The sequence below is a fragment of the Aquabacterium humicola genome, assembly GCF_030167915.1.
GTDB classification, from domain to species: domain Bacteria; phylum Pseudomonadota; class Gammaproteobacteria; order Burkholderiales; family Burkholderiaceae_C; genus Pseudaquabacterium; species Pseudaquabacterium humicola.
Genome location: NZ_JARGNB010000001.1, coordinates 1,726,147 through 1,739,984, shown reverse-complemented (window position 1 = coordinate 1,739,984; position 13,838 = coordinate 1,726,147). Strand labels below are relative to the sequence as shown.

Here is a 13,838-nt window from a genome sequence, read left to right as displayed (position 1 = left end):
ATGGCGCTGGCACGCTACGCGAGCCACCCGGCGCAGTCGCGCCGCCGGCGACATGCCGAGGCGCCGGCGCGGCTGCGCGACGACTACCAGCGCGACCGCGATCGCATCGTGCACAGCACCGCGTTCCGGCGCCTGGTCTACAAGACGCAGGTCTTCGTCAACCATGAAGGCGACCTGTTCCGCACGCGGCTCACGCACTCGATCGAGGTCGCGCAGCTCGGCCGCTCGATCGCCCGTGGCCTGGGCCTGAACGAGGACCTCGTCGAAGCGATCGCGCTGGCCCACGACCTCGGCCACACGCCCTTCGGCCATGCCGGACAGGACGCGTTGCACGAGTGCATGCGCGGGCACGGCGGCTTCGAGCACAACCTGCAGAGCCTGCGCGTGGTCGACCTGCTGGAGCAGCGCTACCCCGACTTCGACGGCCTGAACCTCAGCTTCGAGAGCCGCGAGGGCATCCTGAAGCACTGCGCCCGCAGCGACGCCGAGCGCCTCGAAGCGATCGAACCCGGTGGTGTCGCCCGCCGTTTCCTCGACGGCACCCAGCCCAGCCTCGAGGCGCAGCTGACGAACCTGGCCGACGAGATCGCCTACAACGCGCACGACGTCGACGACGGCGTGCGATCGGGGCTGCTGCAGCCCGAACAGCTGCAGGCCGTGCCGCTGCTGCAGCGCCACCATGCAGCGGCGCTGCAGGCGCATCCGCAGCTCGCGGGCCGGCGCCTGCTCTTCGAGGTGATCCGGCGCATGCTGTCCGAGCAGGTGCACGACGTGATCGACAGCAGCGCCGAACGCCTGGCCGAAGCCGCCCCGGCCGATGCGGGGGCCGCACGATCGATGGGGCCCCTGATCCGCTTCAGTCCCGCCTTGCGCAGCGAGATCGTCGAGCTCAAGCGCTTCCTGATGCGCGCGCTCTACCGGCATCCGCAGGTGATGGCCACGACGGGTGCCGCGCGCGACGTGGTGCGCGAGCTGTTTGCGACCTACCTCGAACGTCCGGCGGAGATGCCAGCGGACTTCGCGCGCCGCGAGGACCTCGCTCGCGCGGTGGCCGACTACATCGCCGGCATGACCGATCGCTTCGCGGCCCGCGAGCACCGCCGCCTGACCGGCCGCGAGGCCTTCGGTGCGGCGGGCGCGTAGGCCCGGCGCTCGCGCTTGCGGGCGATGCGGATGAGGCGGTGATGGCCCGGCTGACCCGGCTCGCGCTGGCGGGTCATGTGCACCTGCTGTCGCTGCGGGCGCTCGAGGGCGTGCCACTCTTCGTCGACGAGCCCGACCGGGTGGCCTTCCTGCAGGTGTCGCGCGAGGCCGCCGCCCAGCACCAGGTCGCGCTGCATGCCTACGCCCTGCTGGAGCCGCAGGTCTACCTGCTGGCGACACCGGTGCACACAGACGGGCTGAGCCTGTTCGTCCAGGCGCTCGGCCGGCGGTACGTGAGCGCATACAACCGGCGTCACGGCCGGCGCGGTGGCCTGTGGGACGGCCGCTACCGGGCGACAGTTCTGCAGCCGGGTGCCGCGGTGCTCGATGGCCTGCTGTTCATCGACAGCCAGGCGCCGGCCGACAGCGGCTGGACGAGCGCCCCGCACCATCTCGGATCCCGCCGCGATGCCGTGCTGGCGGACTGCGCCGAGTACTGGCGCCTGGGCAACACCCCGTTCGACCGCGAGCTCGCCTACCGCCGGCGACTGGACGAGGGCCTGTCCGCCCGGCGCAGCGAGCAACTCGCCGCCGCCGTGCACAAGGGCTGGGCGGTGGGCGACGGCGCGTTTCTTGCGCAGTTGGCCGAACACACCGGGCGCCCCATGCAGCCGCGGCCGCGCGGTCGACCGCGGAAGGCAACGACCGCAGCTGAGTGATATGACCCCATTTAATCGCATTGGCATTCTGAAAACAATTAAATAGGGTCAGACCCCAAAATTTCAGCTTGAGCGCTTTGCTGCGCTGCAGTAACCTCCGGCCCGAACGACCTTTCGAAGGAGCGCGCCGTGAGCGATGCCGTCCAGGGACCTGCGTCCCGCACTGAAATCGAAGCGCTCGCGCAGCGCGGCCTGTACGACCCTGCCAACGAGAAAGACGCCTGCGGTGTCGGCTTCGTCGCCCACATCAAGGGCCAGCGCGCGCACGGCATCGTCGAGCAGGGCCTCAAGATCCTCGAGAACCTCGACCACCGCGGCGCCGTCGGCGCCGACAAGCTGATGGGCGACGGCGCCGGCATCCTGATCCAGCTGCCGGACGAGTTCTACCGGGCCGAGATGGCCCGGCAAGGCGTCGAGCTGCCGCCGCCCGGCGAGTACGGCGTCGGCATGATCTTCCTGCCGAAGGAGCATGCCTCGCGGCTGGCCTGCGAGCAGGAGCTCGAGCGCGCGGTGAAGGCCGAAGGCCAGGTGCTGCTCGGTTGGCGCGACGTGCCGGTGGACCGCGAGATGCCGATGAGCCCGGCCGTGCGCGCGAAGGAGCCGGTGATCCGCCAGATCTTCATCGGCCGCGGCGCCGACGTGATCGTGCCGGACTCGCTGGAACGCAAGCTCTACGTGATCCGCAAGACCGCGTCGGCCGCGATCCAGGCGCTCAAGCTCACCCACAGCCGCGAGTACTACGTGCCCAGCATGAGCTGCCGCACGGTGATCTACAAGGGCCTGCTGCTGGCCGACCAGGTCGGCAAGTACTACCTCGACCTGCAGGACGAGCGCGTCACCTCGTCGCTGGCGCTGGTGCACCAGCGCTTCTCGACCAATACCTTCCCCGAGTGGCCGCTCGCGCACCCGTACCGCATGGTGGCGCACAACGGCGAGATCAACACCGTCAAGGGCAACTTCAACTGGATGCGTGCCCGCGAGGGCGTGATGAAGTCGCCGGTGCTCGGCGACGACCTGAAGAAGCTCTACCCGATCAGCTTCGAGGGCCAGAGCGACACCGCCACCTTCGACAACGCGCTCGAGCTGCTGACGATGTCGGGCTACCCGCTCGCGCACGCGGCGATGATGATGATCCCGGAGGCCTGGGAGCAGCACGAACTGATGGACGAACGCCGCCGCGCGTTCTACGAGTACCACGCCGCGATGCTGGAGCCGTGGGACGGCCCGGCGGCGATGGTCTTCACCGACGGCAAGCAGATCGGCGCCACGCTCGACCGCAACGGCCTGCGCCCGGCGCGCTACATCGTCACCGACGACGACCTCGTCGTGATGGCCTCGGAGTCCGGCGTGCTGCCGATCCCCGAGAACAAGATCGTCAAGAAGTGGCGCCTGCAGCCGGGCAAGATGTTCCTGATCGACCTCGAGCAGGGCCGCATCGTCGACGACGAGGAACTGAAGAACCAGTTCGCGTTCGCCAAGCCCTACCGCCAGTGGATCGAGAACGTGCGCATCCGCCTCGACACCATCGAGGTCACCGCCGGCCCCAGCCCGTTCGATGAGAGCCTGCTCGACCGCCAGCAGGCCTTCGGCTACACGCAGGAGGACCTGAAGTTCCTGCTCGCGCCGATGGCCACCGCCGGCGAAGAAGGCATCGGCTCGATGGGCAACGATTCGCCGCTCGCGGTGCTGTCGGACAAGAACAAGCCGCTGTTCAACTATTTCAAGCAGCTGTTCGCGCAGGTCACGAACCCGCCGATCGATCCGATCCGCGAAGCGATCGTGATGAGCCTGAACAGCTTCATCGGCCCGAAGCCGAACCTGCTGGACATCAACGCGGTGAACCCGCCGATGCGCCTCGAGGTGCACCAGCCGGTGCTCGATTTCGACGACATGGCGCGCCTGCGCGCGATCGAGCAGCACACCCACGGCAAGTTCAAGACGCACGAGATCGACATCACCTACCCGCTGTCGTGGGGCCGTGAAGGTGTCGAGGCCAAGCTGGCGTCGCTGTGCGCCGAGGCGGTCGATGCGATCAAGACCGGCCACAACATCCTGGTCATCACCGACCGGCGCATGAGCCGCACGCAGGTCGCGATCCCCGCGCTGCTGGCGCTGTCCGCGATCCACCACCACCTGGTGCGCGAGGGCCTGCGCACCACCGCCGGCCTCGTCGTCGAGACCGGTTCGGCGCGCGAGGTGCACCACTTCGCGGTCCTCGCGGGCTACGGCGCGGAAGCCGTGCATCCCTACCTGGCGCTCGAGACGCTGGTCGACCTGCACCACTCGCTGCCGGGCCAGCTGTCGGCCGAGAAGGCGATCTACAACTACATCAAGGCGATCGGCAAGGGGCTGTCGAAGATCATGTCCAAGATGGGCGTGTCGACCTACATGTCCTACTGCGGCGCGCAGCTCTTCGAGGCCATCGGCCTGGAGCCGAACTTCGTGCAGAAGTACTTCCGCGGCACGGCCAGCCAGGTCGGCGGCATCGGCGTCTTCGAAGTCGCCGAAGAGGCGCTGCGCACGCACATCGCGGCCTTCGGCGACGACCCGGTGCTTCAGTCGATGCTCGACGCCGGCGGCGAATACGCCTGGCGCACGCGCGGCGAGGAGCACATGTGGACGCCGGACGCGATCGCCAAGCTGCAGCACAGCACGCGCTCGGGCAAGTTCGAGACGTACAAGGAGTACGCGCAGCTGATCAACGACCAGAGCAGGCGCCACATGACCTTGCGCGGCCTGTTCGAGTTCAAGATCGACCAGCGCAAGGCGATCCCGGTCGAGGAGGTCGAACCCGCCGCCGAGATCGTCAAGCGCTTCGCGACCGGTGCGATGTCGCTCGGCTCGATCAGCACCGAGGCCCACTCGACGCTGGCGCTGGCGATGAACCGCATCGGCGGCAAGAGCAACACCGGCGAAGGTGGCGAGGATCCGGCGCGTTATCGCAACGAGCTCAAGGGCATCAAGATCACCGACGGCACCAAGGTCTCCGACGTCATCGGCACGAAGGTCATCGCGGCCGACTACGTGATGAAGGACGGCGACAGCCTGCGCTCGAAGATCAAGCAGGTGGCCTCCGGCCGCTTTGGCGTGACGACCGAGTACCTCGTGTCGGCCGACCAGATCCAGATCAAGATGGCGCAGGGCGCGAAGCCCGGCGAGGGCGGCCAGCTGCCCGGCGGCAAGGTCAGCGAGTACATCGGCTTCCTGCGCTACTCGGTGCCGGGCGTCGGCCTGATCAGCCCGCCGCCGCACCACGACATCTACTCGATCGAGGACCTGGCGCAGCTGATCCACGACCTGAAGAACGCCAACCCGCGCGCTTCGGTCAGCGTGAAGCTGGTGTCCGAGGTCGGCGTCGGCACCATCGCCGCCGGCGTCACCAAGTGCAAGGCCGACCATGTCGTGATCGCCGGCCATGACGGCGGCACCGGCGCGTCGCCGTGGTCGTCGATCAAGCACGCGGGCACGCCGTGGGAGCTGGGCCTGGCCGAAACCCAGCAGACGCTGGTGCTGAACCGCCTGCGCAGCCGCGTGCGCGTGCAGGCCGACGGCCAGATGAAGACCGGCCGCGACGTCGTGATCGGCGCGCTGCTGGGCGCCGACGAGTTCGGCTTCGCGACCGCGCCGCTGGTCGTCGAGGGCTGCATCATGATGCGCAAGTGCCACCTGAACACCTGCCCGGTCGGGGTGGCGACGCAGGACCCGGTGCTGCGCGCGAAGTTCACCGGCAAGCCCGAGCACGTCGTCAACTACTTCTTCTTCGTCGCCGAGGAAGCGCGCCAGATCATGGCGCAGCTGGGCATCCGCACCTTCGACGAGCTGATCGGCCGCGCCGACCTGCTCGACACCAGGAAGGGGATCGAGCACTGGAAGGCCAAGGGCCTGGACTTCGCCCGCGTCTTCCACCAGCCGCAGGTGCCCGCCGACGTCGCGCGTTATCACGTCGAGCAGCAGGACCACGGGCTCGGCAAGGCGCTGGACGTCAAGCTGATCGAACGCTGCAAGCCGGCGATCGAGCGCGGCGAGAAGGTGCACTTCATGGAGGAGGCGCGCAACGTCAACCGCTCGGTCGGCGCGATGCTGTCCGGCGAGCTGGTGCGCCACCGGCCCGAGGGCCTGCCGGACCAGACCATCTTCATCCAGATGGAAGGCACCGGCGGCCAGAGCTTCGGCGCGTTCCTGGCCAGCGGCATCACCTTCTACCTGATCGGCGATGCCAACGACTACACCGGCAAGGGCCTGTCGGGCGGCCGCATCACCGTGCGCCCGAGCATCGACTTCCGTGGCGACGCGACGAAGAACATCATCATCGGCAATACCGCGCTGTACGGCGCGACCAGCGGCGAGGCCTTCTTCCGCGGCGTCGCCGGCGAACGATTCGCGGTGCGCCTGTCCGGCGCGACGGCGGTCGTCGAAGGCACCGGCGACCACGGCTGCGAGTACATGACCGGCGGCACCGTGGTCGTGCTCGGCAAGACGGGCCGCAACTTCGCCGCCGGCATGTCGGGCGGCATCGCCTACGTCTACGACGAGGACGGCCAGTTCGCCCGACGCTGCAACACCTCGATGGTCACGCTCGACAAGGTGCTGCCGAAGGCCGAGCAGGTGGCGACGATCGACCGCGCGATCTGGCACAAGGACGAGGCCGACGAGACGCTGCTGAAGTCGCTGGTCGAGCAGCATCACCGCTGGACCGGCTCGCTGCGCGCGCGCGAGATCCTCGACGACTGGGCGAACGCACGCGGCCGCTTCGTCAAGGTGTTCCCGTCCGAATACAAGCGCGCGCTCGGCGAGATCAACGCCGCCCGCGAGTCGGACGCGACGATCGCCAAGGCCAAGGCCACCACCGCCGACAGCGGCAAGGCCGCCAAGGGCGTGCCCGCCAAGTAAGCGTCAGCCCCGGACACGAATCAAGGAATCACGACGATGGGCAAAGTCACCGGCTTCATGGAATACGAGCGCGTGGAGGAGGGCTACGAGCCCGTGCCCCAGCGCGTCAAGAACTACAAAGAGTTCGTCATCGGGCTGAACAACGAGCAGGCCAAGGTCCAGGGCGCGCGCTGCATGGATTGCGGCACGCCGTTCTGCAACTCGGGCTGCCCGGTCAACAACATCATCCCGGACTTCAACGACCTGGTGTACCGCGGCGACTGGCGCAACGCGATCACCGTGCTGCACTCGACCAACAACTTCCCCGAGTTCACCGGCCGCATCTGCCCGGCACCCTGCGAGGCGGCCTGCACGCTGAACGTCAACGACGATCCGGTGGGCATCAAGTCGATCGAACACGCGATCATCGACCGCGCCTGGGCCGAGGGCTGGGTGAAGCCGCAGCCGCCGAAGGCGAAGACGGGCAAGAAGGTGGCGGTGGTCGGCTCGGGCCCGGCCGGCATGGCGGCCGCGCAGCAGCTCGCGCGCGCCGGCCACGACGTGACGGTGTTCGAGAAGAACAGCCGCATCGGCGGCCTGCTGCGCTACGGCATCCCCGACTTCAAGATGGAGAAGTCGCACATCGACCGCCGCATCGCGCAGATGGAGGCCGAAGGCGTCGTGTTCCGCACCGGCGTGCTGGTGGGCCACCTGCCCGAGGGCAGCAAGGTCACCAACGACGCCACGAAGATCGTCTCGGCCGACGAGTTGAAGGCGAGCTTCGACGCCATCGTGCTGACCGGCGGCGCCGAGGCCAGCCGCGACCTGCCGGTGCCGGGTCGCCAGCTCGACGGCGTGCATTTCGCGATGGAGTTCCTGCCGCAGCAGAACAAGGTGATCGCCGGCGACAAGGTCAAGGGCCAGATCATGGCGACGGGCAAGCACGTCATCGTGATCGGCGGCGGCGACACCGGCAGCGACTGCGTCGGCACCAGCAACCGCCATGGCGCGGCCAGCGTCACGCAGTTCGAGCTGATGCCGCAGCCGCCGGAAGAAGAGAACCGGCCGCTGACCTGGCCGTACTGGCCGTACAAGCTGCGCACCAGCTCCAGCCACGAGGAAGGCTGCGAGCGCACCTTCGCCATCGCCACCAAGGAGTTCATCGCCGGCACCGGCAAGGACAAGGGGCGCGTGGTGGGCCTGAAGACGGTGCAGGTCGAGTGGCAGGGCGGCAAGATGATCGAGGTGCCCGGCTCCGAGAAGGAATGGAAGGCCGACCTCGTGCTGCTGGCGATGGGCTTCACGAACCCGGTCGGCACCATCCTCGAGGCCTTCGGCGTCGACAAGGACAACCGCGGCAACGCGCGCGCGACCACCGACGGCACCGCCAGCTACAAGACCAACGTCGACAAGGTGTTCGCCGCCGGCGACATGCGGCGCGGCCAGTCGCTGGTCGTCTGGGCGATCCGCGAAGGCCGCCAGGCTGCGAGGGCGGTCGACGAATTCCTGATGGGCAGCTCGACTTTGCCGCGCTGAGCACGGTCGGACTTCACGCCGGGCCCGTCGCGGCCTTCAAGTCTTCCCGCCGGCGGCCGAAAGTCCGCCGGAGATCACCCAGGGAGGCTTCTTGAATACCGTCTCGCGCATCGCCCGCGCATCCGCTGCGCTCGTCACCCTCGTCACCCCGCTGCTGGCGGCCGGCGCGGACTTGCCCAAGGTCAAGGCCGCGGAGCCGCGTGAGCCGATCGTCGTCGCGGCTCAACCCGGTGCGCCGAGCGTCGTCTTCCGCAAGCTGGTCGTCCGTGCCACCAATGCCAGGATCGGCACGCTGCAGACCGGCTGGTTCTGCGGCACCAGCAACGAAGCGCGCTTCACGCCCACGCTCGGGAGCCTGCTGACGCGCGACGCCGGCCGCATCGTGGCGGCCGAGCTGGTGGCGGCCGGCTATCCGAAGCCGGCCACGCAGGACTCGGTGTTCGCGACGCCGGCGGCGCCGGCGGCGGCCGACTACGAGGTCGGCGTGCTCTTCAAGGACGTGCAGATCGAAGTCTGCGAACGCGACAAGGTGGTCGAAGGGGGTGTCTGGCTCCAGATGGCCTGGGAGCTGTTCTCGCCGCGGCAGCAGAAGACCGTCTTCAGCCTGACCACCGAGGGCTCCATCCAGGTCGGCAGCAACGACAAGTTGTCGCTGGTCACGGCCATCCAGCGCGCGGTGGCCATGGCGGCACGCAACCTGCTGGCGGATCCGGCGTTCTCGGAGCTCGCGCGCAAGCCCATCGATCCGTCGATCGTCGCGGCGGCGCCCGCGGGCCCGCCGCGCCTGCGCATCGCGCACGCAGCCGGAGCAGGCGAGCCCTCGGCGCAGGATCGCATGCCGCAGCTGCAGTCGGCGGTCGTGACGCTGCAAAGCGGCACCGGCACGGGCAGCGGCTTCTACATCCATGCCGACGGCTACCTGCTGACCAACCACCACGTCGTCGGCGATGCCAGGTTCCTGAAGGTCAAGCTCGCGAATGGACGCACGCTGGTCGGCGAGGTCATGCGCAGCGATCGCGCGCGGGACGTCGCGCTCGTCAAGACCGAGCCGGTCACGCTGGCGGCCATCAGCGTGCGTGCCGACGAGGTCCAGGCCGGCGAAGACGTCTACGCGATCGGCTCGCCGCTCGGCGAGTCGTTCGCCACCACCGTGACGCGCGGCGTGCTGAGCGGCACGCGCATGGTCGGGCAGCAGCGCTGGCTGCAGAGCGACGTCAAGATCCTGCCCGGCAGCAGCGGCGGCCCGTTGATCGGCGCACACGGCGCCGCGATCGGGCTGACGTCGCGCGGCATCGGCAGCGGCACGGCAGGCATCAACCTGTTCGTCCCGATACGCGAGGCGCTCGACACGCTGTCCATCGACATCTCGAGCGACTGAGCGGACCGCCGGCGGGCCACGGCCCTCCGGATCGAAGCACGAATGCGATGACGGGCCGCTTGCGCGGCCCGTTGCATTTGGTGCCTTTCCGCGGCGCCGTCACAACGCGTGCCGCCGCTTGATCGGGGCAAATCCTTACGGGAAAACTCGGCGTGCGACAATGATTTCACACATGAAAAGGGCCGGCAGGCCCGCCCGCCGGACCCTTGAACGCCGACCCCGCCCTGATCGAGATCGACCACGTCAGCTTCGGCTACGACGCGAGTCGCACCATCCTGAAGGACGTGAACCTGCGCTTTCCGCGCGGCAAGGTCACGGCCATCCTGGGGGGTTCGGGCTGCGGCAAGACGACCTTGCTGCGGCTGATCGGCGGCGTGCATGCCGCGAGCAGCGGGCGCGTGGTCTTCGACGGCGAGGTGATCAATGCGCGCGACCGGCAGCAGCTGTACCGGCTGCGCAAGCGGCTGGGCATGCTGTTCCAGTTCGGGGCGCTGTTCACCGACCTCACGGTGTTCGAGAACGTCGCCTTCCCGCTGCGGGAGATGACCGACCTGCCCGAATCGCTGATCCGCGACATCGTGCTGATGAAACTCAATGCCGTGGGCCTGCGCGGTGCGGCGCCGCTGCGCATTGCCGAGGTCTCCGGCGGCATGGCGCGGCGTGTCGCGCTGGCGCGCGCGATCGCACTCGATCCCGAGCTGATCATGTACGACGAGCCCTTCGCCGGGCTGGACCTGATCTCGATGGGTGTCGCCGCGCAGCTGATCCGCACGCTCAACGACATCACCGGCGCGACGTCGCTGGTGGTGTCGCATGACGTGCCGGAGTGCATGGCGATCAGCGACTGGGTGGTGCTGATGGCCGCGCCCGGCCGCATCGTCGCCGAGGGCACGCCGAAGGAGCTGATGGACTCGATGGACCCGGAGGTGCGCCAGTTCGTGCGCGGCGAGCCGGATGGGCCGGTCAAGTTCCACTATCCCGCGCCAGAGCTGGCGAAGGACTTCGGCGTGGAGCGCGTGCAATGAGCGCCCACCGGCCGTTGCGGGCATGCTCGCTCCCCTCGGGGGGGGCCGGCCCGGCGGGCTGCAGGAGGCATCCATGAACTGGCTCGCGCCGCTGGGCGCGCGCGCGTTGAAGGTGCTGGGCAACTGGGGCCATGCGGCGCTGTTCCTCGTCGAGCTGATGAAGGCGCTGCCGGCCGCGCTGCGGCGGCCGATGCTGGTGATCACGCAAGTGCATGCCATCGGCAACCGGTCGCTGGTCATCATGCTCTCGTCGGGCCTGGCCGTCGGTTTCGTGCTGGCGCTGCAGATGTACTACGCGCTGGTGCGCTACGGCGCCGCCGAGTCGCTGGGCCTGGTGGTCAACCTGTCGCTGGTGCGCGAGCTCGGTCCGGTCGTTACCGCGCTGCTCTTCGCCGGCCGGGCGGGCACGTCGCTGACCGCCGAGATCGGCCTGATGAAGGCCGGCGAGCAGCTCGCCGCGATGGAGCTGATGGCGATCGATCCGCGTGCGCGCGTGCTCGCGCCGCGTTTCCTCGGCGGCGTCGTCGCGATGCCGATCCTGGCGATCCTGTTCTCGACCATCGGCATCCTCGGCGCCTGGGTCGTCGCGGTTGCGCTGATCGGCATCGACGCCGGCAACTTCTGGTCGATCCAGCAATCGGGGGTCGACGTCTGGCGCGACATCGGCAACGGCCTGGTCAAGAGCGCGGTGTTCGGCGTCATCTGCACCTTCGTCGCCCTGTACCAGGGCTACGAGACGCAGGCCACCCCGGAAGGCGTGGCCTATGCGACGACACGCACGGTGGTGTTCTCGTCGCTCGCGGTGCTGGGCATGGACTTCATCCTCACGGCGTTGATGTTCTCGACGCCGTAGAGCTGCAAGGGAATCAAGATGGGCAAGAGAGGAATCGAGACACTGGTCGGGCTGTTCGTGCTGCTCGGCGTCGTGGCCTTGCTGTTCCTGGCCTTGAAGGCCGCGAACCTCGCGAACTTCGGCCACCGCGACGTCTACCGCGTGAGCGCGCGCTTCGACAACATCGGTGGCCTGAAGGTGCGCGCGCCGGTGCGCAGCGCTGGCGTGTCGGTGGGGCGGGTGGTCCGCATCGGGCTCGACCCGAAGACCTACCAGGGCGTCGTGACGCTGGAGATCGACAGCCAGTACGTCTTCCCGAAGGACAGCTCGGCCAAGATCCTGACGGCCGGCCTGCTCGGCGACCAGTACGTCGGCCTGGAACCCGGCGGCGACGAGAAGAATCTGGCCGGCGGCGATGTGGTCAGCCAGACGCAGTCCGCCGTCGTGCTGGAGAACCTGATCGGCCAGTTCCTGTTCAACAAGGCGGCCGACGCCGGGGCCGCCGGCAACGGCGGCGCGACGGGGAGCCCGAAATGAGCCGCCTGCTCCGACGCGGCATGCTGGGCGTGCTGCTGGCAGCGCTGTTCGTGCTGGGCGGCTGCAGCACGGTGCCGGCGCAAGGCGGCGGATCGGCCGCGCAGGCCGATGCGGCCGCCCCGAGTTCCCCTGCCGACCCGTGGGAGCGCTTCAACCGCCGAGTCTTCGATTTCAACGAGGCGGTCGACACCGCCGTGCTGAAGCCGGTGGCGCAGGCCTACCGCGCCGTGGTGCCGGAGTTCGTTCGCACCGGTGTCGACAACATGTTCGGCAACCTGGGCGATGCCTGGTCGACGGTCAACCTCGTGCTGCAGGCCAAGCCCAAGGCGGCGCTCGAGATGGGCATGCGCGTTGCCACCAACACCGTGTTCGGCTTGTTCGGTTTCCTCGACATCGGCGAGGAGATCGGCCTGTCGAAGCAGTCGGAAGACTTCGGGCAGACGCTCGCGGTCTGGGGCGTCGGCAACGGCCCCTACGTCGTGCTGCCGCTGCTGGGCCCGTCGACCCTGCGTGACACCGCGGCGCTGCCGGTGGACATGAAGGCCTCGCCGGGCAACCTCGTCTTCAAGGAAGTGCGTGACCAGAACGGCGCGACGGTGCTGCAGCTGATCAGCACCCGCAGCCGCCTGCTCAGCGCATCGAAGGTGCTCGACGATGTCGCGCTCGACAAATACATCCTGTTGCGCGACGGTTACCTGGCGCGCCGCCGCAGCCAGGTCTACGACGGCGATCCGCCCGACGACGAAGAAACAAAGCCTGACGAGCCGAAGGCTGCCCAGGCGAAGCCGGCGGAACCCAAGCCGGCGAAGTGAACCGAACGCAGCCTTGCAGCGTTGTGGTGCTCGGGCCGACCCGCCCGCATGAAAGGATGAACTGATGTTGCGACGTACCTGGATTTCTGCACTGGCCCTCACGGCCGCCGCCCTGGCCGTGCCCGCCGCCCGTGCCGAAGCCGTGGCCGCCGATGCTTTCGTCAAGCAGGTGTCGAACGACGTGATCGACGCGGTGAAGGCCGACAAGGCCATCCAGGCGGGCGACGTGTCGCGCATCCGCACGCTGGTCGACCAGAAGGTGATGCCGCATGTGAACTTCCAGCGCATGACCTCGATGGCGGTCGGCCCGCAGTGGCGCAGCGCCACCCCCGAGCAGCAGAAGCGCATGCTCGAGGAGTTCAAGACGCTGATGATCAACACCTACGCCGGCGCGCTGACGCAGGTGAAGGACCAGACCGTGCTCGTCAAGCCGATGCGCGGCAGCGGCGAGGGCGATTCGGTCGTGCGCACCGAGGTGCGCGGCCGCGGCGAGCCGATCCAGCTCGACTATCGTGTCGAGAAGGCCGGCGACGCATGGAGGATCTACGACGTCAACGTCGGCGGCTTCTGGCTGGTCGAGGCCTACAAGGGCCAGTTCGCGAAGGACCTGAGCGCTGGTGGCATGGACGGGCTGATCACGCGCCTGACCGAGAAGAACAAGGCGACCGCCGCGGCGCCGAAGAACTGACCGGCCGATCCGCATGAGCATCGCGCTGCCCGCGGTCCTGACGATCGTCGAAGCCCGCGCCGAGGCCGAACGGCTCGTCGCTGCGCTGGCGGCGGAAGACCAGCCGGTGCTCGACGCGTCGGGGCTGCAGACGCTCGACACCTCGGCGATCGCGGTGCTGCTCGAATGCCGGCGCGCCGCGCAGGCGGCCGGCAAGACGCTGCAGGTGGTCGGCGCGCCGCCGAAGCTGGGCCAGCTGGCGAAGCTGTACGGCGTCGACGGCCTGATCGCCTAGGGTCCGAAAGGCGCGGCCACCGGGG

Annotated in this window: 11 protein-coding genes; all 11 read left to right on the top strand. The window is 68.7% G+C overall.

Going from position 1 to position 13,838, the window contains the following annotated elements:
* The 11 genes from P1K89_RS07755 (at window position 1) to P1K89_RS07705 (ending at window position 13,813) form a co-directional block, all read left to right on the top strand.
* On the top strand, window positions 1-1,143 hold the full coding sequence (locus P1K89_RS07755; protein ID WP_284615805.1) for a deoxyguanosinetriphosphate triphosphohydrolase: 1,143 nt from the start codon (window positions 1-3) through the stop codon (window positions 1,141-1,143).
* A 41-nt stretch (window positions 1,144-1,184) separates the two neighbouring features.
* Window positions 1,185-1,862 carry a transposase gene (locus P1K89_RS07750; protein WP_284615804.1) on the top strand — a complete coding sequence of 226 codons (678 nt, stop codon included), beginning with the start codon at window positions 1,185-1,187 and terminating at the stop codon, window positions 1,860-1,862.
* Window positions 1,863-1,991: 129 nt separating this feature from the next.
* Window positions 1,992-6,752: a glutamate synthase-related protein gene (locus P1K89_RS07745; protein ID WP_284615803.1), complete on the top strand. Its 4,761-nt coding sequence runs from the start codon at window positions 1,992-1,994 to the stop codon at window positions 6,750-6,752.
* A 36-nt stretch (window positions 6,753-6,788) separates the two neighbouring features.
* The gene (locus tag P1K89_RS07740) at window positions 6,789-8,267 is read left to right on the top strand and encodes a glutamate synthase subunit beta (protein WP_284615802.1); all 1,479 of its coding nucleotides are present in this window, start codon (window positions 6,789-6,791) and stop codon (window positions 8,265-8,267) included.
* A gap of 91 nt (window positions 8,268-8,358) precedes the next feature.
* Window positions 8,359-9,645 carry a S1C family serine protease gene (locus tag P1K89_RS07735; protein WP_284615801.1) on the top strand — a complete coding sequence of 429 codons (1,287 nt, stop codon included), beginning with the start codon at window positions 8,359-8,361 and terminating at the stop codon, window positions 9,643-9,645.
* Between the two features lie 206 nt (window positions 9,646-9,851).
* Window positions 9,852-10,670 (top strand): ABC transporter ATP-binding protein, encoded by an 819-nt coding sequence (locus tag P1K89_RS07730; protein WP_284615800.1) that lies wholly within the window; start codon window positions 9,852-9,854, stop codon window positions 10,668-10,670.
* 73 nt (window positions 10,671-10,743) lie between these two features.
* Window positions 10,744-11,523, top strand: coding sequence for a lipid asymmetry maintenance ABC transporter permease subunit MlaE (mlaE, locus tag P1K89_RS07725; RefSeq protein WP_284615799.1), 780 nt, complete (start codon window positions 10,744-10,746; stop codon window positions 11,521-11,523).
* Window positions 11,524-11,541: 18 nt separating this feature from the next.
* Window positions 11,542-12,039 carry an outer membrane lipid asymmetry maintenance protein MlaD gene (gene mlaD, locus P1K89_RS07720; protein WP_284615798.1) on the top strand — a complete coding sequence of 166 codons (498 nt, stop codon included), beginning with the start codon at window positions 11,542-11,544 and terminating at the stop codon, window positions 12,037-12,039.
* Window positions 12,036-12,851, top strand: coding sequence for an MlaA family lipoprotein (locus P1K89_RS07715; RefSeq protein ID WP_284615797.1), 816 nt, complete (start codon window positions 12,036-12,038; stop codon window positions 12,849-12,851). The genes mlaD and P1K89_RS07715 overlap by 4 nt, the downstream gene beginning before the upstream one ends.
* 64 nt (window positions 12,852-12,915) lie before the next feature.
* Window positions 12,916-13,539, top strand: coding sequence for an MlaC/ttg2D family ABC transporter substrate-binding protein (locus P1K89_RS07710; RefSeq protein WP_284615796.1), 624 nt, complete (start codon window positions 12,916-12,918; stop codon window positions 13,537-13,539).
* Between the two features lie 13 nt (window positions 13,540-13,552).
* Window positions 13,553-13,813: an STAS domain-containing protein gene (locus P1K89_RS07705; protein WP_284615795.1), complete on the top strand. Its 261-nt coding sequence runs from the start codon at window positions 13,553-13,555 to the stop codon at window positions 13,811-13,813.
* Window positions 13,814-13,838 lie beyond the last annotated feature (25 nt).

Coding starts and splice junctions, on each gene's coding strand:
- P1K89_RS07755 (WP_284615805.1), top strand. CDS start 1: ATGGCGCTGGCACGCTACGCGAGCCACCCGGCGCAGTCGCGCCGCCGG.
- P1K89_RS07750 (WP_284615804.1), top strand. CDS start 1,185: ATGGCCCGGCTGACCCGGCTCGCGCTGGCGGGTCATGTGCACCTGCTG.
- P1K89_RS07740 (WP_284615802.1), top strand. CDS start 6,789: ATGGGCAAAGTCACCGGCTTCATGGAATACGAGCGCGTGGAGGAGGGC.
- mlaE (WP_284615799.1), top strand. CDS start 10,744: ATGAACTGGCTCGCGCCGCTGGGCGCGCGCGCGTTGAAGGTGCTGGGC.
- mlaD (WP_284615798.1), top strand. CDS start 11,542: ATGGGCAAGAGAGGAATCGAGACACTGGTCGGGCTGTTCGTGCTGCTC.
- P1K89_RS07715 (WP_284615797.1), top strand. CDS start 12,036: ATGAGCCGCCTGCTCCGACGCGGCATGCTGGGCGTGCTGCTGGCAGCG.
- P1K89_RS07710 (WP_284615796.1), top strand. CDS start 12,916: ATGTTGCGACGTACCTGGATTTCTGCACTGGCCCTCACGGCCGCCGCC.
- P1K89_RS07705 (WP_284615795.1), top strand. CDS start 13,553: ATGAGCATCGCGCTGCCCGCGGTCCTGACGATCGTCGAAGCCCGCGCC.